Origin of the sequence: Furfurilactobacillus siliginis, from assembly GCF_001437435.1 — a bacterium.
GTDB lineage: Bacteria > Bacillota > Bacilli > Lactobacillales > Lactobacillaceae > Furfurilactobacillus > Furfurilactobacillus siliginis.
In genome coordinates, this window is sequence record NZ_JQCB01000011.1 from 1,861 (window position 1) to 28,717 (window position 26,857).

The window sequence follows — 26,857 nt, forward strand, 5'->3', positions numbered from 1 at the left end:
ATTGCTCACGACTTCCCGACTTTTATCCCACTCTCTTTTTAACTGCTTATGTATGCGGTTACAAATTCGTACAATAAACCTTATCTGTTCGGTTGACGAAGCGCTTTCATTTCTTATATAATGGGTTTCGTAAACGATTATCATTAAGCTGTCTAATAAATCCATACAGCTTGGAGGGACTAACATGACCAAACATTTAGACCCTCGTGTGATCAAAACGCGGTCAAGTCTGAAGACTGCCCTCATCAGTCTGATGCAACAATATAAAATCGAAAATATCAGTGTTCAAAAGATCACTGAAACTGCGCACATTACTCGAGGCACATTCTATTTACACTATAAAGACAAACGTGATTTTATTTCGCGTGCCATGACAGAGATTCTCGATGACTTTTTTGATGCTGTTATCATTGATGGCACCACAATGTTACCTGCAGAATACAGTTTTCTAGATGGTAAAGATGTTGATATCCTGTCGCTCAACACAGCCTTTAGCTACATTGAAAGTGAAGCCCAAATGTTCTCCGTTCTGCTGAACACACAAGAAAACGGATTATTTGAGCATCAATTGAACGAACGGCTGACACACCTGCTGGAAGAATTTCATAATCTGCTCAATCCCGTCTTCATGGATATTAGCGTGCCAGTCAACATTCAGATTGCCTTTGTCGTTTCAGCTTATGTCGGTTTAATTAAGAACTGGTTATCTGAAGGTATGATCTATACCCCACACTACATGACGAGTTCCGTTAAAAAGATGATTGCACTCGTTCAAACAGATGGTCAGGATCGAGTCACATTCACAAACTTCTTCCACACTGAACCAGAGTTTGCTGGTCAACCACAAACGACCAGCTGGCAGACTGCTCGCCGACTTTAGATCAATAACTAATAAAATGAAAGACCCAAGACAAAAGTGATTTTGTCCTTGGGTCTTTCATTTTGCTGTCATCACTATTTAGTAATCATTTTCCTGCCGATGCAAATTCACTTCACGTTTTGCCTGATAGGCATTTTGAATCTCATCTTGGGTAAAGTCAAAGCCGCGCAACCCCAGCGTTAAGAACAGATGCCAAGCATGACCAAAGTCGCCTTGCCGATGTTCTTTCAAACTGCTGAGGACCATACTCTTAATACCAAGGTATGTTTTGGTCAGATCTAGGGCTGGACCCTGCTTTAGCTGATCGAGTTCTTCAGGTGTCAAAACCGTTAGATGTGTCCACTGCTGTTTATGGAAAATCAGCAAGAAGAAATCTAATGCATCAACATATTCCTCCAAAAGCGTCTCGTGCGGCGTTTGTCCGGGATTATGCTTACCGCGATGTTCCTTCCACACTTTGAACCATTCACTTGTGTTCGCAACTTCAGCAAGCTCAACATCTAAAGCCATGTAAGCATTCCACAAGCTTTGTTCCCGACTCCACCGCAAACCTTTTGCAGTGTGCACTTGCTGATCAAAATCGATTGATTCACGTAATAACATAGCTAAATCAAGCATCACGAACTCCTTTAGGCGAAGATTAATGGATCGGATTGAATTTCAAGATCACTGCGATTAGCCAAGTACCATTCGCGAATGAAATCGTACTGTAACAGCACTTGCATCAAGGAAATCTTACCGTCACTATCTTCAGTTGTTAAGACCCATTGAGGCGCCGTTTCAGTACCAGTTTGCGCGACACCAAACGTTAAACCGTCATCCAACTCAATGATGGCACCGTGTCCTTCTGGTGCATTTTGCAACATGTAATTACTATCAGCAGACGCCACGAATAGCTTATCAACAGTGCCAGCAGGCAGAATCGCATGCCGTGTTGGGTAGCGTACATTATTTTCGACTGCCAACAGATTATAATCAACGGAGAAATGATAATCTTTTTCAAGATCCTTTCCAAATGTAATCAAGCTATTGATTGCCTTCATACGGTCAGCTACCGTTTCACTTATCAATGAAACAGCAAATAAATCAGTGAACGCTTTGCTGTTAAAACGTAATTGCTTATGTTCCAAGTTCAAGTAGAACAAGTGCAGACCAGATGATTTGTCTGTAAAGAATGCCCCACCATTGGTCCCACCAACCAGTACAAATTTAAAGGTAGGCTGTGCACCCAATGCAGCAAAGTGCATGCTTAACTCCTCGTGATCGCTAGCGCTTTGCAAAACAACACCACTTTGTGCATGAAGCTCTAGTAAGCGCCCCATGAACAACAGGTAATAATCAGCAGCACTGTATTGATGTGGGAAATTAACAAAGTCTGTGTTCATGGTGAAGTCAAATAACTTCGTTGCTGCAGCCAACAAGTCATCAGTATCATTTGTTTCAGTCAACTGATCTAAGTGTTTGGTGAATTGAATGCCGTTACGCAAACCGTCTTTAATATTGTCGTTATAAATACGGAAACGTTCGCTCGGCGTTAACGGCTTTTCTTGTGGCGCTGCGCTTGTACTTTCTGCAGCTACCTGTTTTTGAACATCGCTTGCGCTTACACTAGCCTGACTGTTTGATTCACTTGCTTGGCTCATTGCGGACGTTGCTTCAGAGTGGTTGTTTTCACTTGTCATCTTCGATCACCTCGTCTTTTTTATCATCCTCATCGGTCGTCTTACTTTTAGCTGGACGTGCTTCATCAGGGCTAAGTGTACCGTCTTCAATACCCTTGCTGATTAAGCTGTTGAGGTAATCCACATACAAGTTTTCATTGTGCGTTTTAAAGTTCTCAAAACTGCCAAAAACCTTACGAATGGCTTGCTTTTCATAACTCAAAATAGTGTCTTCCTTGGAGAGAACCAACGATTCATCTTCGTTAGCCTTCATCCCCTTGTAAGCGTTATTCGCCTTATCATCCTCGTCGGCCAATTTGGTCAGTTGGTCCAAAATCGTCTGCCGTTCAGATTTAGCATGACCACCATTAAATAGATTCCGTGATTCGCCAACCTCTTTAAGTTGCCCACGTAAGGTTTCTTTTTCCTGATCGCGTTCATCTTGATTTTCCACCAAGCTTTGTAGTTCCTGGCTTTGATGGGCAATTTCTTTAATGCGATCGGAATTATAGTTTTTACCTTCTGCTTCTAAAGCAAAGGATTGCGTCAGCTTGTCATATTCTTCCCCGTCAAAAACAAGCTTTGCGTTTAGGACATCCAAGCGACCAAACAAACGCCGGTCCCACCAATTCCCAAAGAAAATATCGAAATCGCCAAGTTTTGTTTCTTCAAAGAAAAAGAATGAATAAGTCGCCCGTAAATATTTGATCAATTCCGTGCTCAAATAATGGCTTAAATCAGGGTGTACATCCTGTACTAAATCTGCTAAATGCGTTGATTCAGTCTGCTTATTTCCCCGTACCAACGTTGCATATTCTTGTGGATCCACGAGTTCATAAACTCGCCGATCATCAAATTTATTAATCGCACTCGTAATTTCATCCAAGTAACGCATCTTTTGTTTCAGCTTACCTGATAATTCCGGCTGTACAGTGCGCTGCTTTGTTGCATCTGTTTGTGACTTGTCCATACCGTTTTACCCCTTATTTGTTTTAATAATTCCATCGTACACTAAAGCCCTTACATCAACAATCTGCATGGACAGTCGAGGGTAATTCTTAAAAAAATGATAAGAGTCTGACAGATATAAAGTTTGAGTTTTTCTCCAAATCAAAAAAGCAGCGCTCACTAGATGCGTTTGTCTGCATCTGTTGAGTGCTGCTTTTGATGATATATAGTAAAAACGCGTTCGCCAACCCTTGAATTCTGTGCATTGCCTGACCGCCGTTCGTGGGCCAAGAACGCCCACTACCGCCGTCCCTGCAATTGCTCGAATTCAGCCCAGGGTCGGCTCTCGCTCTGTTCTAATATTGTTCCAGGTATTGATCTCGTTCCCATTTTGTTACGGACTGACGGTATGATGCCCATTCCAAACGTTTTGCTTCCACAAAACTTTGATATAAATGATCACCTAACGCTGCTTTCATCACAGGGTCCGCTTGCAACGCCTTTGTTGCGTTATGCAAATTATCTGGTAGATTGCTGATGTGGTTTTCTTCACGTTCGCCTTCATCCATCACGTAAATGTTACGATCAACGGAATCTTCAGGTGTAATTTTGTTACGAATACCATCTAAACCAGCTTCTAGTACCGCTGCAATCGCAAGATATGGGTTTGCAGCAGGGTCCACGGAGCGAATCTCCAGTCGTGTCGAATTACCGCGTGCATTTGGTACCCGTACCAATGGTGACCGGTTCGATCCTGACCAAGCAACGTAAACTGGCGCCTCAAATCCAGGAACTAAGCGCTTATACGAATTGACCAATGGGTTCACGATTGCCGTAAATGAGCGGGCATGGGACAGTAAGCCACCCAAGAAATGATAAGCTGTTTCGCTTAACTCTAATTCACCTTTCGGATCATAAAAGGCATTGCCCTCAGCCGTTGAAAGGGACATGTTCAAATGCATCCCCGAACCATTGATTCCTTCGAGCGGCTTTGGCATGAACGTTGCAAACAGACCGTATTGACGTGCAATCGTCTTCACAACCAGCTTGAACGTTTGAATGTTATCCGCTGCTTCTAAGGCATCCGCATACTTAAAGTCGATTTCATGTTGGCCTGGTGCAACTTCATGATGGGCAGCCTCAACTTCAAAGCCCATCTTTTCCATTTCAAGAACGATATCACGACGACAATTTTCGCCAAGATCCATCGGTGCCAAATCAAAATAACTACCCTTATCATTTAATTTCAAAGTTGGATCACCATTTTCGTCCATCTTAAACAGGAAGAATTCTGGTTCAGGTCCGATATTAAAGGAAGTAAAGCCAGCCTCTTTCATTTCACCCATCAAGCGAATCAAATTATTCCGTGGGTCTCCAGTAAATGGTTTGCCATCTGCTGTGTAGACTTCACAAATCAAGCGGGCAACACGGCCATGTTCACTTCCCCAAGGGAACACCATCCAGGTGGATAGGTCAGGAATCAGATACATGTCACTTTCTTCAATACGGACAAAGCCATCGATCGACGAACCATCGAACATCAGCTTATTATCTAGAAGCTTGTCTAATTGACTTGTTGGGACCTCAACATTTTTAATTGAACCCATCAGATCCGTAAACATTAATCGTAAAAACTCAACGTGTTCTGATTTTACTAAACTCCGAATTTCGTCTTGCGTGTATGTCTTCTTTGCCATGACTATGATTTCCTTTCATTCCTAAAGTTATCTTACAAGTGTTGCCGTAAACTGGGGTGTGCTGGACGCATCCCAGCTAGTTGTTGCATTTCAGCTTCCAATACTCGACGCGCATGCGTATCTGAGACTTTCTTTTTCTCGGCTACTGCTTCTTTCTTAGCAGTTAACTTGCGCATCGTCGCAAAGTCCATGCCACTGGCTAGGCCATCCTTGATTTCTAACAGGCGATCCACATCATTCAACGAATACCGACGACGATTACCATCGTTTCGTTTTGGGTGGACCAGTTCTTGTGTTTCATAGTAGCGAATCTGACGAGCAGTCAAGTCCGTCAAGGCAATCACCGTACTCATCGGCAAAACAGCTAGCGAACGGCGTAATTGTTTTTCTGACACGGCTTCCTCCCTAACAACCTGTATTTCATGAGTGCATCATCTCACCTATACCAATTCGTGTCAACGATTCATGTCAGAAGTTCTTACATGTAAGTTAAAAGTGTCGCAAACTAAAAAAGCCTGGGAACATAACCACTTATGTCCCAAACTCATCGCATTACATATCTAATTAATTATAACCAACTAACATCATCTTTACTTTGTACACTTCCACCAACGCTCAACTAATTGATCAATATTCGTTTTAGTCGCTGGTGCTTGAACTAAATCAAACCAGGTTACCGGCATTTGGTGCCGAAACCAGGTTAATTGTCGTTTCGCGTAGTGACGTGAATTTTGTTTTAACTTTGCTACTGCATCTGGCTCGGACTCGTTACTGGTAATGACACCGAATAATTCTTTATACCCAATACCGCGACCGGCCTGCAGGTGGTCACCTCCCTGATTGTATAACCAGCGCACTTCATCAAGTAACCCGCTGGCCATCATCTGGTCAACGCGTTGGTTGATACGGTCATACAATACGGTCCGATCGGTGTTAAGACCAATAACCAGTGCATCATAACGGTCAGGCACATCCGTCTGCGTTTCAATCGAATGCCCAGTGGCGTCAAATACCTCCAGCGCACGAATCACGCGCCGCACGTTACCTGCAGGAATATGACTGGCGGCCTCTTCATCACGACTTTTAAGTTGCGACCATAACCACTCATTACCATGTTGCTTTGCCAGTGCTTCCCAGCGATCTCTTACAACTTGATCAGCCGGCGTGCCTAAATGCATCCCTTGTAACAAGGCCTGTAGATAAAATCCCGTACCACCCACAATGATTGGCAAATGACCACGCTCAGTAATTTCGTTGATTAGTTGGGCAGCGCGATCAACAAAATCAGCCACTGTAAATCCATCTGTAACAGCACGTTCATCAATCAAGAAATGTGGCACATCGCCGCGTTCCGCCGCTGTTACTTTTGCGGTACCAATATCTAATCCACGGTAGACTTGCATAGAATCACCAGAAATAATTTCACCGTGAAATTGATGTGCCAATTCCAATGACAGACTTGTTTTGCCGACTGCGGTTGGACCCACGATTAGCAGCACTTGTTTTTTTTCACTCATATCCGTGTTTCTCCTTGAATCTGCGATCGAATTTGTTGTGCTAAGACTGTTTGATCGGTAATTACGGCAGCAACCTCCTGCTCAAAACAGCGTTCTAAGCGCACTTTTGTATTTACTGTCCACACACGCCAATCAACGTTTCCCTGATGGTGACGGCGCTTTGACCACCACCATTTTGGATGATACGCGTTAATAATACCTTGATGAACTAGCCAGCGACCTTGCAATGACTGACAGCGAAATAGTAATGCAGTGTCGATTGTCGGTGCCAATTTTTTAAACCGTCGTAAAGCGGTTGCCGAAAAACTAGAAACCACAATTTTAAAAGGCCACTTTTGACCATTAATCAAAGCCGCTAAATGTGCTTCAATGTGTGGATACCGCACGTGTTGCGTTTTCAGTTCTAAATTAAGTAATCCGGTAAAATGCCGGACCGTTAAAAAAGTCAGCAATTCTGATAGTGTCGGGATCTGACAACCTGGATAACCAACAAAACTCAGCCGCCTCAAATCAGCTAATGAATACTGCTTTAACAAACCACGTCCCGTTGTCAGCTTGTCCACGCGCTCATCATGCATTAACACTAATTGCCCGTCAGCTGATTGTTGTACATCAGTTTCAATACCATCAACGCCAACAGCCATCGCGGCAGCAAACGCAGCCATCGTATTAGCTGGTGCAGATGATGTTAATCCACGGTGAGCAATTATTGCAGTCTTCACTTTAAGATATCCCTTTCACTGGACGCTGGCGTTAAAAACAGACATAATAAACGTGTAAATAAAATTGCGGAGGTTTGGTTATGAAAAAATTTACTAAGGGCTTTTTAATTGGGACGTTAACAACAGTTGGTGCTGTTTTGGCAGGGCTGGTTTCATTCCATAAAACAGTTGTTTCACCAATCGAAGAAGAGGAACAACGCTTTGATGACAATCGTCGTAAAGCTGTTCGTAAATCTCGTTCCGCTCATATCAACTAATTCTAAATCCATCATCAGACTGGCGCAAAGTAATTTTGCGTCAGTCTTTTTTGGGCTGAAACAACTATCTAAACATCAAGTCGCCGTGCAGACGACCCTACCGCTTGGACTTATACCTCACCACAGCAGTAATTGATTTAACTCGTCCTTATAAAATAAAAACCAGCAACCACAAACCAGCTACGACATCGCACCATTAGTTCGGCAAAACCCGCCTTATCTAATCGAACAATATTGAGACTGATTTCTGACTGCTGGTTCGTCAATATCTGTCTAAGACCTAGTATTTACTCCGCTTCGTCTTGCCTTCCCAACGACCGTAGCCATCAGACAAGATGAACAATTGCTTGTAGCCGTTCTTAGCTAACCGCAATACTGCCCGTGTGCTTAACGTTTTACCTTCATCATACATATAAACCGGTAAGTCTTCGCGAATTTCGTTGTAGCGTTGACTGAACGTTGAATAGGGAATATTCCGCGCACCTAAAATGTGACCTGCATCAAATTCTTTCTTTTCACGCACGTCCACAATCTGGGCTTTACGCATGCCTTCTTGAAATGCATCTTGGTCTAGCATGGTCGCAACCTGATTACGACGAACAACAATTGAAATGCGCCAGCCAATCCAGGCCAATACGACTCCAACCCCAAGTACATCAAAAATAATTTCTGCAAGCGACATCGCTACTAACACGGCAAATTCCTCCATCTATTTATAACAATAGTCATATTGTACACATTCGACGGTAAACTGCCTACCCTTCAGACGTGTTTTCTGCCTTTTCTTCTTCAATTCGATGCTCATGATTTAGGACAACTTTTGCATGGAGCCACGTTTGCTTATCGATGGCTTCCATCTCATGCAAATGATCTAATTCTAAAGCCATAACTTCAATGTCCCAGATACGTTTGCCCACGTAAACATAGATACCAAAGCGCTTCAATATTTGTTGCACATCATACAAGGTTCTTAATAACTGTGGATTTAACGGATCCATGACGTAGCCTCCATCAATAAATTAATCCTAATAAGCTCACGGTTCCTAGTAGGCAAAGACCACCAAGTGCCCGCCAATACCAGGCAAAGCTGCCCCGTTGCTTTGGCATTCCCAATAGTAGTGCAATTGCAAAACCGCCAAGCAGTCCGCCGACATGTCCCCAAAGGTCAATACCCGCGGCAAACACATCCAACACGAGGTTTAAAACAACTAGAATAATAAACTGCCGGGCCATCTGCCGCACATACGGATTGGTGCGATATACCAATCCTAACATGATAAACGCACCAAACAAGCCAAAAATTGCGGTACTGGCACCAGCCGATAATTGTTTCGGCAAAAAGACAGCACTCCAAATGTTCCCCGTCACACCACTCACCAAATAAATCAGCAGCGTTCTGATGTGACCAAATAATGCCTCAATCTGATTACCTAAGAAATAGAGCACCACCATGTTCATCCCAATGTGAAAAAAGCTCATGTGAATGAACATCGGCGCCACTAATCGCCACCACTGACCGTCTACAATTGCTGGTGTATAACGGGCACCAGCCGAAAACAGCGCTTGCGCAGAAAAGGTGCTAGACATGCTTGTTCCAGTCAGTCCAAATGCAATTAGCATCCAAACAAAAACTGCCACATTAATGATAATCAGGCCACTAGTCACCGGCGTCTCACGTAACCATTTGCGTAAGCCTTGCATGTTAGTCCTCCTGTAACGAAATAATGTGCTGAATCTTCACATCAAATGTGTCAACGACCCAATCCGGTTCGCTAAAACGTTGTGGCCGAAGTGCTAGGCTCACCGTAGTACCAGCATAGTCATTCAAATAACGATCATAGTAGCCAGCGCCAAAACCAACTCGCGCACCATTATCAGCAAAGGCAACGCCGGGCACGATTATTAAATCGTGTTTACTTGCGGGAATGACGGTTCCACCTACTGGCTCAGCCACTCCAAATTTAGTGGTTTCAAAACTAACGCCTGCACCTAGTGCGACAAAAGCCATCTGACGCTGAGGCAACGTTCGTGGAACCGTCACCGTCTTCCCAGCCGCTAGTGCTTGTGCAATCAAGGGCTTCGTATCCAATTCAATTTCGGTACTCATCGTTAAGCCAATCGTCCTCGCCTTTTGCCACCAACTGCTGGCCACTAAGGCATCGATTAAGTACTGGCTTTGGTCTTGTTTTTCTGTTTTAGGTAAGTTCTGCAAGCCTTGCAGAACTTGTTTGCGAATATTGCTTTTTGTTTGCATGACTAATTTCCTCCTGAAAACAAAAAAGCGCCTGGATTATCCAGACACTAATCAGTCATTACTTGGTTTCACGGTGCAAAGTAACTTTGCGATCGTGAGGGCAGTACTTGTTCAATTCAACCCGATCAGGATTGTTGCGCCGATTCTTTGATGACAAGTAAGTTTGCCGACCGCATTCGGTGCATTCTAAGGTAATGTGTACGCGCATCTTTAACCCTCCACTCTACTTGTAAATTGGCGAAGTCGCCTCAACTCGAACAATTCTATCATTATTTTGGCCAACTGACCAGTACTTTCTGTGAATCACCTACTTGATTCCGTCAGAATCAGCAATATCTTTCCAATAAAGCTTGTAGATTTCGGAAGCAATCGTCTGGTTGACCAGGTATGATGCATCCGTCTGTGGCAGCCCTGGAACCGCTACTGCCACTGCAATCTGTGGATGATCACTGGGTGCGTATGAAATGATACTTGAGGTAACAGTCTGTTGTCCGTTAACAAATGTTTCGGCAGTTCCTGTTTTTGCCACAATCCCCGGCTTCAGTTTCTGTAAAACATCAGCACCAGTTCTATGGGCGGAAGAACCATTAACCACTTGCCACATACCTTGCTTAACAATGGCCTTTGCTTCTGGACTAGCATCCACATAATTCAAAGCCTGTGGTGTTGCTTGATACTCAACTGCACCTAAGCCACCATTTTTACCCGTACCACGCACTTGTTGCACGAGATATGGCTTCATCCGGTAACCACCGTTAGCTAACGTAGAAACGTACTGACCAAGCTGCAACGTCGTGTAAGCATCATAGTTACCAAAGGCCTCCGGTAGTGCCGAGCCAATGTGCGCACGGCTGGAGAGTCCTTTTAGACCAGCTGATTCCCCTGGCAAATCGATCCCTGTTTTTACACCTAAGCCATACTGGCTAAAGTTGTTCCGTAACATTTGGAACATGTTGTCCGGCAGCCCATTGATGGACGCACCAGGACTGTATTTGAAATCAGCCATCTTCAATGCGACTTGCACAGCATAGGAGTTAGAAGATGTTTCCAAGGCCATGGCCGCGTTCATTGGAATGGCACTATTTTGGTTCCAATCAGTCGTAATCTTAGAAGTCCCAGTCAAGACGATTGGTTGGTCAACTAAGGTGTTGTTGTCAGGTGTCAATTTACCGCTTTGGAACCCACCGGTTAACATTGCTGGCTTAACAACCGACCCCATAACGATTGGTTGATTAATGGCACCCAGCGCATCGGTAGTCACTTTACCGGAGTTCGGGTTCCGCGAATCTCCAGCCAATGCTAAAACAGCACCCGTACTAGGATTCATAACCACTGCATAAGCACCTTGACAGGTACCACCAGGAAGCTGCTTATCAATAACTTCTTGAACAGCATCTTGGAATTTAGAATTAACCGTCAAAACCAAGTTAGAGCCTTTTTTACCTGCGTATTCTTCCACTTGCTTGGTAATCTTATTACCACTGCTGACTTCCACAGACGTCCGTGATTTAGTCCCACGCAGAATTGGTTCATACGCTTTTTCGATATAACTGGAACCCACTGAATCATTGCGTGAGTAACCTTGTGAAAGTAAGGAGTTCACTTCATCTGCTGGCAGGCCTTGCTTCTCGCTAGTAACCGTGCCGACAAAACTCTTAACAGAATTCCCCGTTGGGTATGACCGTGACCAACTGGTGGCCGTCTTCACACCAGGCATATCAGCCATGTGTTCACCAATTTCAGAAACTTCCGTTGGCGTCACGTCACGTTCTTTAATGTAGGTCGTTGATAATGCATAGGCCCCATTCATCTTTGTAAAAATGGCCGCGGCCTGTTTTTCTTGATCCGTTAAGCTTGGCATGTGTTTAACAACGTAATCTTGAGTTGCATCTTGTAATGCAGTCGCACTCAACGCCTGTGCCTTAGGAATTTTTGCTGTGATTACCGCCGCATGCTTTTCATTTGCTAAGTAATAAATAGCCGTTTGCCGATCCGTTAACGCATCAGTTGGAACCGTTAAATACTGGCTAAGCTTGTTAGCAACTTTGAACATACTAGCAGATGTAACGTTAATCCCCTTCGTGTAACTGATTGCTTGATGAGACTCGTTACCAACCAACACTTTACCGCTTGCATCATAGATCATGCCTCGCTGCACATTGTTAGTCTCAATCGTATTATCTGTTCGATTCACTTCTGCTTTAAATGTCGCGCCGTTTTTAATCTGCAAGTAGGCCATTTGAGCCGCCAAGGCTGCCAGCAATATGAATGTAATGACTAACAAAACATTCAACCGTATCGGAATCCTGGTTGTTTGGTCATCATGTTGACCCTGCGCCCGTCGACGCGAAATGAACTTATTAAACACTGGCTTGTAACCACCTTATCTACGCTTACTATCGTCTGTTTCAATTCGTCCAAAAGTTACCTTAAATAACCATTTAAAAGTTGTAAAGGTCTTTGCCGGACGAAAAGTATCGACTATCATTGTAAATGAAGTCGCGCAAAAGCTAAAGGCACGAGTCCAAACTTTACGCTTTTTTGAGAGAAAGGATTTATTCACGCTACATGATAAAAAAACTTTGGCAACGTCACTGGCCACTCATTATTAGCTTTCTTATTCCTGTTGTGTTCATGACTGGTTACTTTGCAAGCCGGCACATGGCGCCCTTTGGCAACAGTTCATTACTGACCGTCGACATGGGACAACAATACATCGATTTTTTTGCGTTCTTTAGAGACACCGTGCTGCATCATCCAGGTAGTTTCTTCTATAGTTTTGGCAAGGGCCTCGGCGGTGAAACGACAAGCCTATGGGCGTACTACTTAATGAGCCCGTTCAACTTATTACTGCTTCCCTTTGGCAAAGGTAGTTTAAGTGTCGCTGTCTTAATCATCACAGTACTCAAATATGGCTGTGCAGGACTCAGTTTTGCTTGGGTGCTTCGTCGGTTACATTTACAAAACGGCTGGCGCCTCCCCATCTTAGCAACTGCTTACGCGTTAAACGGCTGGGTGATTGCTAACCAGTTGAATCTCATGTGGCTAGATGTTTTAATCACGCTGCCCTTGGTTATTTATGGCCTTGAATTATTGATTCAAGAAAAGCGTTGGTTACCTTATGTTAGTTGGCTAAGCGCCACGTTAATCATCAACTACTACATGGGTTACATGGTATGTCTCTTCATCGTTTTGTACACCTGTTTCAGCTTGGCTTGGCACTGGCAGTCAGCTAAGCAAATTGCCTGGGCGGGCTTTCATATCGGCATGGGATCAATCCTAGCTGCCGGTGTCGCCGCGGTCATCCTTGTGCCTACCTATACCGCTTTGCAACTCAGTAAAGCCACCTATACACTAACCAAAATCAACTGGCGCTTTGATTACATGCCGGCAAAAATGCTTGGCAAACTGTTCCCCGGTAGCTTTAACTTTGCACAAATGCCAAAGGGGCAACCAAATATTTTTATTGGCACTCTTGTTTTATTACTTGTCGTCGCGTTTTTCATGAACCGCACCATCAAATGGCCCGTTAAAACTGCGGCAACACTGATCACATTATTCTTGCTACTTTCTGTTTGCTTTACCCCATTAAATTTACTGTGGCACGCTGGACAATTTCCAATTTGGTATCCCTATCGATTCTCATTTGTTTTATGTTTCTGGTTTATTTGGCTGGCTGCGATTGGCTGGCAATCAGATACCCTTTCCTTTTGGACAATTGGCGTTACCACGGCCATCACTGCTGGCATTGCCATCTATCTTGGTTTCACAATGCACAGCGTTAATTTCCTAACCCTCGGACAGCTCTTAACTGGGGTTGGCTTTATGTTAGGTGCCTTATTGTTATGTGCACCAATTCGGCAGTTAGACGCTTGGCGATTACCACTACTGCTGCTACTTACCATCGCAGACTTAGGAACCAATGCAGTTTTGTCACTCAATAAGATTAGTTACGTTCCGCAGGCCGATTTTCAAATCTACACCAATGTTTTAAAACGCGCTAGCAACGAAACGAAACAACATGATCACGGTTTCTATCGGATCGGCACGACCTTTCAACGAACCAAAGGCGATCCACTACAAGGTGATTACTTTGGTGCTTCTCATTTTGGATCAACCCTGGAACGTAAAACCACCGGCTTCTATGATCTGACAGGCAATCCTGATGGCGACGGTTTTATCACCTATGCCAACGGTACACAATTCATGGACGCGTTTTTGAATATGAAATACTTTTGGAACGTCAACAACATTGCGACAGTTGGTCATAAGTCGCAGGCAAAATACTTACCGGTACTGACGCGCAAACCGGATTTGACAAATTACCCAGCGGCCAAGGTGCTCCCGCAAACGACGACGCACCATAACGATAATGCATTGGGGATGGGCTTCATGGCAGCTTCCTCAACTCTAGCCGTTAAGGAATTAATCCGCGACCCAATGAGTAATCAAAATCAATTGTGGAATGGTCTATTAGGTCAACCAGCAGGTCAACGTTTATTCTCTGCTGTCAATTTCTCTGGTGTGACCATGAACAACACGAATCAGATCACCAATATCACCGGTTCCACGTTAACGCGTCAACGTAAAAACAAACCTGCATCGATGAGCCTTCGTTTCACCCCACCCACGGACGACGCTTATTACCTGTCATTAGGGGCCAATATGCAAAAAGACAATGTCACGATCTTATTGAATGGCCAACCGTTGACACAGTATCCGACATTTAGAAATACAGTTTTGGTAAACCTCACCAATCAACAAAAAGATCAGCCACAAACGATTACCTTTAAATTAAAGAAATCAGCTTTATGGCTACAAAATGTCACGTTGTATAAAATGCCACAAGCTACATTTAACAGCGGTATTCAAAAACTACAGCAACACCCACTTAATATCACAGATTATGGTCAGACCCACCTCACTGGCCATATAACAGCGACTAGACAGCAGCCTGTGTTGATGACCACAATTCCTGCACAACCCGGCTGGCAAGCCATGGTGGACGGTCAACCGGCTAGGCTGCACACAGTGGCCGATGAATTTATCGCTGTGTCGCTAAAACCAGGCGCCCATCGAGTGTCATTCAGCTATCACACGCCGAAATTATGGCTCGGCATTATCATCTCACTTGGTTCAATCGTCTTAACCGCCATAATCGCCTTTTGGCAACGTCATCAGCGCTAAGTAAGATTTTAGAAACAGAAAACGCCGGCAATTCAGCTTACATAACATAAGCTGAATTGCCGGCGTTTTCTTTGTCTGTATTTAAAATTTTAGTACGCGTAAACTATGCGTGCTGGGATGCACCACTAGTGCCGTCTACATCATCCTTGCCGCCGGCGATGGCGCCAGTTTCTTGGTTAACGTATTCGTAACGTGGTTCATCCAATTCTTCATTAAAATCTATAATCAAATCATAGCCAGCGAAAAACCATGCATCACCATAGTTCACAAAGTAATCGACGCCATCTTTTTCTACCTGACCAACAGGACGATCTGGCTCTTTATCAGGCACCATTGCTAATGAAAAGCCATCGTGCACCGGTGAATTACCATACACCTTGCCATAAAACTTAACACCGCCGCCTGCTTCCACACCAACTTCGTCACGAAACCACTGACTGGCCTTATCTGTAACCGTAATTTTCATCATTGTGCCTCCGGCTTATGAATTCGTTTTCATAAAGCAACTTTAGCACATTCATCTAGGAAAGCAAACGATTTACCTGCGTTAATTCCTACTGTGACGCGGTTCACAAGGATTATTGTTGCGTGAATTTAGCATACGCCTCAGCGTCATAAACCTTGTCAATTTCACCAAGGTATTCGGTGGCATCACGTACATAGCCATGTTTAAACAGCCATAAGCCGTCACTCTTGTCTAATGCAAAGACACCGCCTAAGTCATAACGGTCTTTCTTAGCACCGACAGCTTCGTTGATCATTTCCCATTGCAATCGGTATGGTGCTAATAGTTTTGGTTCAGCGTTAATACTTCCACCGTACATGTACCACAACTTATCCCCATACTTGAAAGCCAACGCACCTGCCAAGTCTTGTGTTTCGGACTTGGCAATGAAGATCCGTAAAATGTCAGTACCAGCAAAGGCACTGACCATCCGGTCGAAGTAATCGCGAGGCCGATACGTAATTCCTTGTCGATGACTCATTTCTTCATACAACGCGTAGAAACGATCCATTTCATCCATATCATTACCAGCATCAACGGTTAATTCAGGCTTAATTGAATGCCGGACGTCATGCCGCGTATTGGGTCTAAACGTCATCAATACGTCATCTAATGACTTACCAGCCAGGTCCATCACCATGTTAAAACGTGGCTGAATCGTATCGTGCATCCCAACGTTACGATTACGGACTTGATAACCGTGATCCGTGAATTTTTGTGATAAGTCCTCTGAATAAATCGTTTCTGGATCCATTCGTAAAACATACACGTTGTTTTCACGTAAAGCAGGTTCTGCTTCAGCAACCAGTGCATCAATCAAATCAACGTCAGTCGGATCACAAACAGGGCCTTTTGAACAATAAGCAAGTTTTTTACCGTCTTCATTTGCAATCATCAAAATCGACATTGCGGCGACAATTTCTCCATCTCTTTCAACCGTCACATGCAACGGCTCCCAGTTATTCTTGATGGCACCCCAACCGGGGTCTTGCGTAACTGATGTATAAGGTGCATTTCTGACAAAGTCGACATAACGATCCATTGACGCAGAATCTTGTTCATTAATAACGGGCATTTTTACTGATCCTTTCAGTTCCTGTTCTTTACAGGTTAATCACCAATTTAGTGTACCTTACTTCCTAAACGACAACAATCATGGCACCACTTTTTAAACAAATCAAAAGTCGGAGAGTGGGACAAAATGACTTATGTCCCACTCTCCGACTATTTTAGTTTACAAATTCAAATTTCGAAAACCTGCACTTAACGTTTGACTATTCAGCGGCGTCCACTGAAACGACAGCAACTTTCATGCTGCCGGCAGGAATCTTAATGTCAACTTCATCGCCGACCTTGTGTCCAATCAGGCTTTGGGCAATTGGTGAATCATTTGAAATCTTACCAGTCAGCGGATCGGCTTCAGCAGCACCCACGATGGTATAAGTTTCTGGTTCTTCATCTGGTAGTTCTTTAAACGTAACGGACTTCCCTAACGAAACTTCATCAGCAGCAACGGCATTGCTATCGATAATTTCCGCATTGTGCAACATCGTTTCAACCAGTGAAATACGGTTTTCGATGTTTGATTGTTCATCCTTTGCAGACTCATATTCTGAGTTTTCTGATAAATCGCCAAAGCTCCGCGCAATTTTAATTCGTTCAATAATTTGCGGACGCGTAACCATTTTTAAGGTTTCTAATTCTTCTTCTAATTTTGTTTGCCCCTCTGCAGTCATGGGGTAAGTTTTTTCTTCAGCCATTTTAATGTAACTCCTTTTACTAATTTCAACAGTCACAAGATTACCATTGACCACTAACCTTGTAAACGACTTCCGCAAACAAAAAGGCGTTCGGCCACAAATTTCATTGTGCCCAAACGCCTTTTCAGATACTTTAGTTACCTTGATGTCCTTGTTTAAACAAGTCATCCTTGCCATCTTTAGCAAGAATATCGCGGACCTTAGTGGACAATAAGTCAATTGCCACACTATTTTCGCCACCTTCGGGAACAATCAAGTCAGCATAACGCTTCGTTGGTTCCACAAACTGATGATACATTGGCTTTGCAGTCGCTAAATATTGCTCAATGACACTATCTAGTGTCCGTCCACGTTCATTGATGTCGCGCACGATTCGGCGAATGATCCGAATGTCATCATCCGTATCAACATACACTTTGATGTCCATTAAATCACGCAAGCGAGGATCGTCTAGAATCAGAATCCCTTCTAAGATGATGACATCACGAGGTTCTTGACGTTCTGTTTCCTGACTACGAGTTGAGGCCTTATAGTCATAAACAGGTTTATCAATGGCCTTGTAGTTAATTAAATCAGTCAATTGCTCGATCAACAAATCATAGTCAAACGCTAATGGATGATCGTAGTTGACCGCCTGACGTTCTGCCATCGTCATTTCAGCTTGATCATTGTAATAAGAATCCTGCTGTAAAATCAGCAACGAATGTCCTTGCAACTGGTTGTAAATGGCTTGACTAACCGTTGTTTTACCACTTCCGGAACCACCGGTGACACCAATTACAATTGGACGTTTCTTTTGTTCTGTCATTGCGCACTAGTCTCCTCAAGGTTTTAAAGTTAAGACGTTACTTTTGCTTACTGTTATCGTCTTGGTACTTAGCGGTGTATGCATTTTGTTCATCCAACGTCTTGGAATAGTGAATTTTTCCTGTCTTCATGTTAGCCACAAAGTAGAGGTAACCTTCAGATTCATCAGTTGGTTGTGCAACCGCCTTGATGGCTGCTAAACCAGGATTATTAAATGGTCCAGGACCGTAACCCGTGTTTGCATACAAGTTATAAGGAGAGTCAACCTTTAGGTCATCAAGTGACAGGTTTGGCTTATGCTGCTGCAATGCATACTGAACTGAAACATCCGATTGCATTGGCATATTTGCCTTGTCACGGTTAAAGAACACACCGGCAACCTTGGCCATATCAGCAGGTGTATTCGCTTCTTTTTGTGCCAATGAAGCCAATGTCATCGCCTGTTGAACCGTCAAGTTTTCTTCTTGGAATTGTGCTAAATATGGCTGTACACGCTGATTGGTTGCAACGACCATTTGTTCAACCAAGGCCTTCAAAGACTTAGGTTTCTTCGTGTCATAAACAGCCGGGAACAAGTAGCCTTCCAAATGATAACGAACACCTGTGGATGACATACTTGAATTCAATAGTTCAGGATATTGCTTGGCTAATTGTGATACAAAGCTTGTATCTTTCATCAAAGCCAAGAATTCAGCCTTAGTATACTTGGAGTGCTTTGCCAATGAGGTTCCGATTTGATCAATCGATTCACCTTCACGAATCAGCAATGCATTCTTAGAAGTCGTCAGCAACGGTGTATCAGAACCAACGCCGTTCAATTTCGTGGCCACTTGCTTAGCAGTCATATTCTTGCCAACCACAAAGTAACCGGCTTTAAAATCAGCTAAGTTGTTGTCTGAAATGTACTTAGTGAAGTTACCAGCGTCTTTAATGGCGCCAGCCTTTTGTAATTCTCCAGCAACTTGGTCAGCGGTTGCCCCTTGTTGAACTTCAATCTGAACTTTTTTATGACTATCTGGATCGACAGCTTTTAAACTGTTTTTATAACTTAAGTTACGCCCTACAACAACTCCGATAATAACGACCACGATGGCGACAAAAATGCCGATCATCCAATTCCGGCCAGTATGTGAGCGTTGGCGGCGACGCGTACTGCGCTGCATATTTTGAATCTCCCTTCAAAAATCATCTTTTACATTGTAGCGAAAAAGGCGTCCCAACACCATCTTTCAGTAAGTAATGACATGGTTTTGACACATTAAAGTGCCTTTTTTCAGTGGAGCATCCCCACTAGGTCAGTGTCTCATCACGAAACTATAAGAATCACTAAAAATAAATAAGTAGCGTCTTTTTAGGACCCTTCTGATCCACCAAAGTCACATTGCCGCACAGACCCCTCAACATTTTTCGCGTCATTTCAAAAAAACGTCGGTAGCTTTGTCCTTTACAGCACAGGGCAAAGCTACCGACGTTTTCAACATCATTATTAAATTCACTGGAGGAAGAAAATAAGCTTAACGAATTTCTGCATTGAAAGTTGTTTGCAGTTCTTTTTCAACTTTCGCAAAGGCCTTCGCCACATCATCTTCCACCAACGTTGCCGTGGCATCTTGATATGTCAACGTGTAGGCCATTGATTTCTTACCAGCTGGCAAGTGCGTCCCTTCATAAACATCGAACAAGGTGACAGAAGCTAAGTGCGCCCCACCTCGTTTATGAATTGCTGCTAGAATATCGGCATCTGTCACTGTGTCATCGACTAAAATCGCAATATCCCGCGTTACAGCTGGGAACTTTGAAATTGGTTCGTACTGTTGCTCATCATGAGGTGCGTCGATCAACGCCTGCAGGTTCAATTCAAATACATATGTTTCAGGTACCTTATAATCTGCAGCAATCGCCGGATGAACTTGTCCAACAAACCCGACTAACTGGTCACCGACATAAATATCAGCGGTCCGGCCAGGGTGCATTTCTTGACGCTCACTGGTTGCTTCATAGCGGATCGTTTCGCTCAGTCCCATATCATGTAGGAACAAGTTGACGATTCCTTTGATAGCAAAGAAATCAACTGGCTTAGCAGGTGTGTTCCAAGTTTTATCTTGAACAGAGCCAGTCAAAACGCCGGCAATGTGTTCCACTTCAACTGGACGAATTTCATCACCGTCACGATAGAAGACCCGGCCTTGTTCATACAAGGCCACATTAGCTTGCTTACGAGCCACGTTATAGGCAACATCATCCAACAAACCACTGATTAAATTCATGCGGGTCGTGGTGTGATCCGTACTCATTGGGAAATCAAGCAATGTTGGTTCGCTGTCGCGCAACATAAACTGACTGGCTTTTTCAGTTGTCGTCAAGGCATAACTAATGGCTTGATTCAAACCAGCACCTTCCAATAAATGGCGTGCATCACGAATAACACGTTGCTTTTCGGTCAGTGATCCAGGTGTCATCGTGCCATAAGGTAGCGTTGATGGAATGTTGTCATATCCAAATAAACGCGCAACTTCTTCAAACAAGTCAGCTTCAATGTGAATATCCCAGCGACGTGCAGGAACCGTCACGGTAAATGTTTCACCATCGTTAACAGTTGGGAAGTTTAAATGATCAAAAATCGTCTGCACTTCAGCTGCCGTTAAGCTAGTCCCCAGTACATGGTTGATCCGCGTCAAGGTAACTTTGACTTCTGCTGGTGCAACCTGCGTGTCACTACCAACTACAGTACCGTGTTCGACAGCTCCATTACCCAGTTCAGCCATTAAGGCAGCCGCATGATCCAACGCATTTTGGTTATCGTCTTTATTGATTCCGCGTTCAAAGCGCATTGAGGCTTCTGAATGAAGATTGAAGAACCGCGCCGTTTTACGGATATGAATTGGTTCAAAAATTGCACTTTCAATGGCAATAGTGGTGGTGTGCTCATCGATTTCGGTATCTAAACCACCCATCGTACCAGCTAAGGCAATGGCATGTTTGTCATCGGCAATCACCATATCATCGGCACGTAATTCACGTTCAGTGCCATCCAAGGTCGTTATTTTTTCGCCAGCAGTTGCCAACCGAACCTGAACATTTTTACCTGCCAGTTTATCGTAATCAAATGCATGTAATGGCTGACCATAAGTCAACATGATGTAGTTAGTAACGTCGACAATATTATTAATCGGACGCATCCCAGCTTCCCACAACCGCTTCTGCAGCCACAATGGACTAGCTTGTACTTTAACACCACTAACCACGCGCATCTTGTAGGTTGGTGCTAACGCTGCATCAGCAGAGACAGTCACCAAGTCGGTTACTTGGCGATTACCAGCTTCAGTTAACGTAAATTCAGGCATCTTTGGTGTCTGACCGTAAATAGCACCAATTTCCCAGGCTGTTCCATTCATGGAATTCATGTCGCCTCGGTTAGGTGTCAAATCAGTTTCGATGATGTCATCGTCCATCCCTAAGATTGGGAAAACAGATTCACCAGGCTTACTGTCAGCTGGCAAAATGTAAATACCATCTTCATAATCACCAGGTGCAATCTTGGCATCGAAGCCGATTTCTTCTAAAGCACATAGCATCCCATTAGAAACGATGCCGCGCATCTTCCCTTTTTTAATCTTGTTGTGTCCACCGATCCAAGCACCTGGCAAGGCCACAATCACCTTTTGCCCCGTCGCAACGTTAGGCGCACCACAGACAATCTGTAATGGTTCTTCTTCACCGACGTTGACCTGACACACATGTAAATGATCTGAATCTGGATGTGGTTCAACGCTTAACGTTTCACCAACCACAAGCTTACTCATCCCATCACTCATCTTATAAACACGGTCCACTTCGACCGCTGTCCGCTCAATCTTTTCACCCAATGCTTGTGGGTCCACATCCAGGGTGAGGTATTCCTTTAACCAATCTGTTGATACTTTCATCGCTGTCGTTTACCCCCGTTTGTAGAATTGTGTTAAGAAACGTGTGTCATTTAAATAGAAGTTCCGGATGTCATCCACGCCGTATTTCAGCATGGCAAACCGGTCTGGTCCAAGCCCAAAGGCAAAACCGCCGTATTCGGCAGGATCAACGCCGGCCATCGTCAAGACGTTTGGATGTACCATCCCAGCACCGAGCACTTCGATCCAGCCGGTGTTTTTGCAGACAGAACACCCTTTACCCATACAGTTGAAACATGTAATGTCCGCTTCAACAGATGGTTCTGTGAATGGGAAGTAACTAGGACGCAAACGAACGTCGAATTCGTCACCAAATAAATTAGCAGCGACCATTTCAAGTGTGCCCTTTAAATCGGCCATCGTCACATGCTTATCGATAACTAATCCTTCAACCTGGTGGAACTGGTGACTGTGCGTTGCATCATCAGTATCACGCCGATAAACACGACCGGGGCTGATCATCTTCAATGGTCCCTTACTAAAGTCATGTGCTTCCATGGCACGTGCTTGGTTAGGACTGGTATGCGTCCGCATCAGAATTTCTGGCGTAATGTAGAACGTATCTTGCATATCACGAGCTGGATGATTCTTAGGTAGGTTCATCATTTCAAAGTTATGATGGTCATCTTCGACTTCAGGACCATCAACGACTTGGTAACCCATTCCTAAAAACATGTCTTCCAACTGGTCGATAATCCGCTGAATCACGTGTGGCTGTCCTTGATTGACAGGGGTGCCTGGTAAGGTCACATCCACTTTTTCAGCATCTAATTGCGCATTCAAGGCAGCTTGTTCTAATGCAGCCTTTCGTGCTTCAATCGCAGCGGTCAGGTCATCACGAATCTGGTTCGCAAAACTACCAACCTGTGGACGTTCTTCAGCAGACAAATCACGTAAACCACGTAAGGCCTCCGTGATCGGTCCCTTTTTCCCTAATAATTGCACACGAATTTCGTTGATTCGCTCTAAGCTTTCACTGTCTTTGATGTCAGCCAAGCCGTGATCATGTAATTCCTGCAGCCGATCTTTTAAACTCATCTGTCTTCCTCCTGATTGTTTTACGACACAAAAAAATCCCTTTTCTAACAAACTGTTAGAAAAGGGACGGAATTCCGCGGTACCACCCTCATTGTGACTAGTCGCCTAATCACCACTCAAGTCCGATAACGGCGGAATCCGGAAACTTTTTTGCTAGGTTGCCCTAGCGCCCAAGTCTCTGCTCTAAAAGTGAATTCATGTTGCCTGGCAAGGTTCTCAATCAAGCCCCTGCTTCCTGTATTAACGGCGACACTACTCTTTTTTGTCTTCGCATTTACTGTCCACACTATCTTATGCCACCAGTGTGCACACGTCAAACTAAACTAGCATTCTTCTAAGGCAGTCCATTTATCGGACCAGGCATGAATCGTATCCATCATGTCTTGCATGTCGCGGCCCTTGTCCGTTAATTGATATTCAATCAAGGCTGAGTCAGCATGCGTCGTCCGACTGACAATGTCGGCTTCTTCCAGTTCCTTTAAGCGTTCAACCAACATCCGGTCAGAACACTTATCGATCGCCGTGGCTAGATCCTTAAACCGAACTGCTCCCTGTGAAAGCAGCGTTTCGATGATCAAGCCATTCCATTTTTTCCCTAAAATGGTAAAGGTGTTTTCAAACTTAGGACACAATTTGAAATCAGGTAGAGAACTAACTGCTTCTGACATAAAACAGCCTCCTTTCTAACATAAAGTAAACATTATAGTGTTGAATTAGCGGTCTTCATTCGTTGAACAAACGCATGCCACTTGGTGTGCACATGACCAGAGTATTCGTGAACTGCTTCGTAGTCATCCACCATGGATACCAGCAAACTTTCCTTATACTTTGGCAACGCCATCGTCAAACCAAACATATGCTTTAAGATAATATCTTTTTCCATATCTGAAAGCTCTGTTAACTTTTCGGCGTTACGTAACGACACCCGGGGGTGAATAAAGGCATGCGTACCAAGATCAAACTTTGTGGTCCGCCAATCATAGTAAAACAAATCGTGGAGTAAGCCTGCCCGGGCGACAGCTTGATAATTCCAGCCACGCCGCTTGGCAATCTTATAGCTATCAAACGAAACACTTAGGCTGTGATCCAGCCGGGTGTTGTTATGATGCTGCGTAAAGTCAGCCAAGTGCTGTACTTCTGGGCGTGCTAATAAATCACTCACCAACGCAACGTACTCTGAATCTGTTTGCCATTCATTTAATTTCATTCAATGCTTCCTTTATTTAAAGACGTTAAGGTCATCAATGAATCTGAAAGGTATTGTAGCAGGTTCGCTTACTTTTTCATAGTCCCAGCACTCAGAAAATTTCACTTATGCAACAAACTACTTACCTTGTTTCAACTGAAACATGAGTACACCTGCAGCCACGGCCACATTCAGAGACTCAGCTTGGCCTAGGATAGGAATGTACAAGTTAGCGGCTGTTAATTCGCCGAGGCCTTTTGCCATGCCATTGCCTTCGTTACCCATAATCAGGCCAAAGCTTTCAGCTGGTGTAACATCTCTGAAGTTCTTCGCTGTTGGATCCAATTGCGTGCCGTAAACTTCCAAGCCTGAGCGTTTGAAGTAACGCAAAGCCGCATACAGATCTTCCGTAACAAGTTGGACATGAAATTGACTACCTTGCATGGCGCGCACAACCTTGGGCGCAAATTGGTCCGCTGTTCCTTGACCAAAGACCACGCCAGTAAAACCGGCAGCATCCGCCGCACGAACAATCGTCCCGATGTTACCAGGATCTTGCACAGCGTCTAAGAATAACCATGCACCTGTCACAACCTCTGGTAATTGTTGACTGGCTTTAGGTAACGCCACTTCTGCAAAAATTCCCTGTGGTGTCACGGTGTCACCAATGGCCTTAGCCACGTCATCACTAATCTCAATGGCGTTTAATCCAGCAGGTAACTCGTTGGCGTAGGTTTGCCACGCACTGTGTGTGCCCATGACCGTCACTAATTCAACATTAGCTGCAGCGGCCTCCTTAACTAAATGCCAACCATCTAGCAAATAAGTGCCAGCCTGTTCACGGCCTTTTTTGGTTGCTAACTTTTTCCAGGTCTTGACCCGGTTATTTTGAAGCGAAACAATTTTTTCCATTTTAATACCTCACTGACGTCAAATTATAGCATAGTCCCTTAACATTCATGGTAGCATTACTGTGATTAACGCCGTTTTATCATCTTTAGAGTTTGGAGGAATCCATTTTATGTCACAAACTGCGGTCTCTTTAATCGCCCATGGGCGCGTTCAAGGTGTCGGCTTTCGGTATGCTGTCTACCAGTTGGCCGTGCGGCAACACTTAGTGGGCACTGTGCACAACAATACTGATAAAACAGTGTCGATTTTTGCACAAGGTGATTCGACAATTGTTACCACTTTTATAAAACAAGTTCGCCAGTCACCCAATAGCTGGTCACACGTCACCGAACTCGAAATTCATGAGGCACAAGTACAACCAAGCTTGAAAACGTTTGACATTTCCTGACTAAGCATTGAAATTCAGGGCGTTATCTAGTATTCTTAGCAAGTTACTAAGCTAATGTGAAAGGATCATTTGATCATCATGAAAAAATTTAATCGTGTCGCAGCGCTCACGGCGCTCGGCACCCTCGCCTTGTTTTTAAGTGGTTGTGTCCGCACCAACAGTCACGGTAAACCCGTTGGCTACATTTGGACCTACCTTGGCCAACCCATGGTGCACTTCATGGAATGGGCTGCAAAAATGCTTGGTGGAAGTTACGGCTGGGCCATCATCCTACTAACGGTTGTCGTTCGTTTAGTTCTGCTACCATTGATGGTACGTCAGTCAAGACAAGCAACGGTTCAACAAGAAAAAATGTCGATGATTCGTCCACAAATGCAAGACATTCAAGCACGACAAAAAGCAGCGCAAACGACTGAAGAAAAAAACACCATCAGCCAAGAAATGATGCAGTTGTATCGCGATAACGGTATTTCAATGACCGGTGGGATTGGTTGTTTACCATTAGTTATTCAACTACCAATCTTCGCAGCGTTGTATGCGGCCATTCGTTACGCACCAGAATTGGTTAATGCAACTTTCTACGGCATTCGTTTGGACCAACCAAAATTACTTTTGGCCATCCTTTCATTTGCTGCCTACCTGTTGCAAGGTTACCTGTCACTGCTTGGCCTACCAGAAGATCAAAAGAAGCAAATGCGCTCCATGATGATCATGAGTCCAGTAATGATTCTGTTCGTTACCTTCTCAACACCCGCTGCATTGGGTCTGTACTTCTTTGTCGGCGGATTATTCGCCTGCATCCAGACATTAATCATCGCCTGGTACCGGCCACGGATTCGGAAGCAAGTTGCTGCCGAATTGAAGGAACAAGCAGCCAACCGGCCAGCGCCAAAGCCAGTTGCTGCCACAACAGTTACCCCTGAAGATTTAAAACCTGCAACACCGTCATCTGCTGCACCAACCACTGATGACAACCACAAACGTAATGCTGGTAAACAACAACATCATAAAGACTAAAAAGCTTACAAAAAGGGTTCGCGACAAAAATTAATTTTGTCGCGAACCCTTTTTTTGATTTATGAACTTAAATAGTGAAAACGTGGGACAAAAGTCAAGTCGCTGTGCAGACTACGAACCACCTACCGGGTTGAAACCCAACCCGTACGGCAGTTCTAGGTCTTGCTCACGACTTCC

At 44.2% G+C, this 26,857-nt stretch carries 28 protein-coding genes and 1 other annotated feature; of the genes, 5 read left to right on the top strand and 23 right to left on the bottom strand.

The genetic code is table 11. The features are described 5' to 3' along the window. Positions 1-184 precede the first annotated feature (184 nt). Entirely contained in the window at positions 185-880 is a 696-nt protein-coding gene (locus IV55_RS07690; RefSeq protein ID WP_057810988.1) for a TetR/AcrR family transcriptional regulator, read from the top strand. 78 nt (positions 881-958) lie between these two features. Here IV55_RS07690 and IV55_RS07695 read toward each other — a convergent pair whose 3' ends face one another. The 7 genes from IV55_RS07695 to IV55_RS07725 form a co-directional block, all read right to left on the bottom strand. Beyond that, the gene (locus IV55_RS07695; RefSeq protein ID WP_057810989.1) at positions 959-1,498 is read right to left on the bottom strand and encodes a dUTPase; all 540 of its coding nucleotides are present in this window, start codon (positions 1,496-1,498) and stop codon (positions 959-961) included. Between the two features lie 11 nt (positions 1,499-1,509). Beyond that, entirely contained in the window at positions 1,510-2,562 is a 1,053-nt protein-coding gene (locus IV55_RS07700) for a hypothetical protein (protein ID WP_057810991.1), read from the bottom strand. Then, a complete protein-coding gene (locus tag IV55_RS07705) occupies positions 2,552-3,511 on the bottom strand; it encodes an exonuclease SbcC (RefSeq protein ID WP_225425832.1) in 960 nt (319 codons plus the stop codon). Before IV55_RS07705 ends, IV55_RS07700 begins: the two co-directional genes overlap by 11 nt. Before the next feature lie 334 nt (positions 3,512-3,845). Next, a complete protein-coding gene (gene glnA, locus IV55_RS07710) occupies positions 3,846-5,186 on the bottom strand; it encodes a type I glutamate--ammonia ligase (RefSeq protein ID WP_057810993.1) in 1,341 nt (446 codons plus the stop codon). 32 nt (positions 5,187-5,218) lie between these two features. Beyond that, positions 5,219-5,581: a MerR family transcriptional regulator gene (locus IV55_RS07715; protein ID WP_057810994.1), complete on the bottom strand. Its 363-nt coding sequence runs from the start codon at positions 5,579-5,581 to the stop codon at positions 5,219-5,221. Positions 5,582-5,776: 195 nt separating this feature from the next. Further along, positions 5,777-6,703: a tRNA (adenosine(37)-N6)-dimethylallyltransferase MiaA gene (gene miaA / locus IV55_RS07720; RefSeq protein ID WP_057810997.1), complete on the bottom strand. Its 927-nt coding sequence runs from the start codon at positions 6,701-6,703 to the stop codon at positions 5,777-5,779. After that, the gene (locus IV55_RS07725; protein ID WP_057810999.1) at positions 6,700-7,425 is read right to left on the bottom strand and encodes a glycerophosphodiester phosphodiesterase family protein; all 726 of its coding nucleotides are present in this window, start codon (positions 7,423-7,425) and stop codon (positions 6,700-6,702) included. The genes miaA and IV55_RS07725 overlap by 4 nt, the downstream gene beginning before the upstream one ends. 80 nt (positions 7,426-7,505) lie before the next feature. On the opposite strand from IV55_RS07725, the gene IV55_RS10170 reads away from it, so the two are divergent. After that, the gene (locus IV55_RS10170) at positions 7,506-7,682 is read left to right on the top strand and encodes a DUF3042 family protein (protein ID WP_083483978.1); all 177 of its coding nucleotides are present in this window, start codon (positions 7,506-7,508) and stop codon (positions 7,680-7,682) included. A 280-nt stretch (positions 7,683-7,962) separates the two neighbouring features. On the opposite strand, the gene IV55_RS07730 is transcribed toward IV55_RS10170, so the two are convergent. From IV55_RS07730 to IV55_RS07750, 6 genes are all read right to left on the bottom strand, one after another. Next, positions 7,963-8,391 carry a rhodanese-like domain-containing protein gene (locus tag IV55_RS07730; protein WP_146993607.1) on the bottom strand — a complete coding sequence of 143 codons (429 nt, stop codon included), beginning with the start codon at positions 8,389-8,391 and terminating at the stop codon, positions 7,963-7,965. A gap of 46 nt (positions 8,392-8,437) precedes the next feature. Continuing rightward, entirely contained in the window at positions 8,438-8,680 is a 243-nt protein-coding gene (locus tag IV55_RS07735) for a YqgQ family protein (RefSeq protein ID WP_057811001.1), read from the bottom strand. 13 nt (positions 8,681-8,693) lie between these two features. Then, positions 8,694-9,383 (bottom strand): rhomboid family intramembrane serine protease, encoded by a 690-nt coding sequence (locus tag IV55_RS07740; protein WP_057811003.1) that lies wholly within the window; start codon positions 9,381-9,383, stop codon positions 8,694-8,696. Position 9,384: 1 nt separating this feature from the next. Next, positions 9,385-9,936, bottom strand: a complete 552-nt coding sequence (locus IV55_RS07745; RefSeq protein WP_057811005.1) for a 5-formyltetrahydrofolate cyclo-ligase — start codon at positions 9,934-9,936, stop codon at positions 9,385-9,387. 58 nt (positions 9,937-9,994) lie between these two features. After that, the gene (rpmG, locus tag IV55_RS10175; RefSeq protein ID WP_083483979.1) at positions 9,995-10,144 is read right to left on the bottom strand and encodes a 50S ribosomal protein L33; all 150 of its coding nucleotides are present in this window, start codon (positions 10,142-10,144) and stop codon (positions 9,995-9,997) included. 99 nt (positions 10,145-10,243) lie between these two features. Continuing rightward, the gene (locus tag IV55_RS07750) at positions 10,244-12,304 is read right to left on the bottom strand and encodes a peptidoglycan D,D-transpeptidase FtsI family protein (RefSeq protein WP_083483980.1); all 2,061 of its coding nucleotides are present in this window, start codon (positions 12,302-12,304) and stop codon (positions 10,244-10,246) included. Between the two features lie 200 nt (positions 12,305-12,504). Here IV55_RS07750 and IV55_RS07755 point away from each other — a divergent pair, with 200 nt between their 5' ends. Further along, the gene (locus IV55_RS07755) at positions 12,505-15,123 is read left to right on the top strand and encodes a YfhO family protein (protein WP_057811007.1); all 2,619 of its coding nucleotides are present in this window, start codon (positions 12,505-12,507) and stop codon (positions 15,121-15,123) included. A gap of 103 nt (positions 15,124-15,226) precedes the next feature. Here the strand turns inward: IV55_RS07755 and IV55_RS07760 are convergent, their stop codons facing one another. From IV55_RS07760 to IV55_RS07805, 10 genes are all read right to left on the bottom strand, one after another. Further along, positions 15,227-15,592 (bottom strand): HesB/YadR/YfhF family protein, encoded by a 366-nt coding sequence (locus tag IV55_RS07760; protein WP_307725028.1) that lies wholly within the window; start codon positions 15,590-15,592, stop codon positions 15,227-15,229. 109 nt (positions 15,593-15,701) lie between these two features. Further along, the gene (locus IV55_RS07765; protein ID WP_057811009.1) at positions 15,702-16,703 is read right to left on the bottom strand and encodes a lipid II:glycine glycyltransferase FemX; all 1,002 of its coding nucleotides are present in this window, start codon (positions 16,701-16,703) and stop codon (positions 15,702-15,704) included. Positions 16,704-16,902: 199 nt separating this feature from the next. Continuing rightward, entirely contained in the window at positions 16,903-17,388 is a 486-nt protein-coding gene (gene greA / locus IV55_RS07770; RefSeq protein ID WP_057811010.1) for a transcription elongation factor GreA, read from the bottom strand. A 133-nt stretch (positions 17,389-17,521) separates the two neighbouring features. Continuing rightward, on the bottom strand, positions 17,522-18,196 hold the full coding sequence (gene udk, locus IV55_RS07775) for a uridine kinase (RefSeq protein WP_057811011.1): 675 nt from the start codon (positions 18,194-18,196) through the stop codon (positions 17,522-17,524). Between the two features lie 37 nt (positions 18,197-18,233). Further along, on the bottom strand, positions 18,234-19,358 hold the full coding sequence (gene mltG, locus IV55_RS07780) for an endolytic transglycosylase MltG (RefSeq protein ID WP_057811013.1): 1,125 nt from the start codon (positions 19,356-19,358) through the stop codon (positions 18,234-18,236). A 351-nt stretch (positions 19,359-19,709) separates the two neighbouring features. After that, a complete protein-coding gene (gene pheT, locus IV55_RS07785; RefSeq protein WP_057811015.1) occupies positions 19,710-22,121 on the bottom strand; it encodes a phenylalanine--tRNA ligase subunit beta in 2,412 nt (803 codons plus the stop codon). A gap of 9 nt (positions 22,122-22,130) precedes the next feature. Then, the gene (gene pheS / locus IV55_RS07790) at positions 22,131-23,177 is read right to left on the bottom strand and encodes a phenylalanine--tRNA ligase subunit alpha (RefSeq protein WP_057811017.1); all 1,047 of its coding nucleotides are present in this window, start codon (positions 23,175-23,177) and stop codon (positions 22,131-22,133) included. A 59-nt stretch (positions 23,178-23,236) separates the two neighbouring features. Further along, positions 23,237-23,455, bottom strand: a binding site (T-box leader). Positions 23,456-23,500: 45 nt separating this feature from the next. Then, positions 23,501-23,845, bottom strand: coding sequence for a winged helix-turn-helix transcriptional regulator (locus IV55_RS07795; RefSeq protein WP_057811019.1), 345 nt, complete (start codon positions 23,843-23,845; stop codon positions 23,501-23,503). Positions 23,846-23,877: 32 nt separating this feature from the next. Then, entirely contained in the window at positions 23,878-24,384 is a 507-nt protein-coding gene (locus IV55_RS07800) for an HD domain-containing protein (RefSeq protein ID WP_057811021.1), read from the bottom strand. Between the two features lie 117 nt (positions 24,385-24,501). Further along, on the bottom strand, positions 24,502-25,275 hold the full coding sequence (locus IV55_RS07805; RefSeq protein ID WP_057811022.1) for a TrmH family RNA methyltransferase: 774 nt from the start codon (positions 25,273-25,275) through the stop codon (positions 24,502-24,504). 109 nt (positions 25,276-25,384) lie between these two features. On the opposite strand from IV55_RS07805, the gene IV55_RS07810 reads away from it, so the two are divergent. Then, positions 25,385-25,663, top strand: coding sequence for an acylphosphatase (locus tag IV55_RS07810; RefSeq protein WP_057811024.1), 279 nt, complete (start codon positions 25,385-25,387; stop codon positions 25,661-25,663). Between the two features lie 78 nt (positions 25,664-25,741). Continuing rightward, on the top strand, positions 25,742-26,680 hold the full coding sequence (gene yidC, locus IV55_RS07815) for a membrane protein insertase YidC (RefSeq protein WP_057811026.1): 939 nt from the start codon (positions 25,742-25,744) through the stop codon (positions 26,678-26,680). Positions 26,681-26,857: the final 177 nt, after the last annotated feature.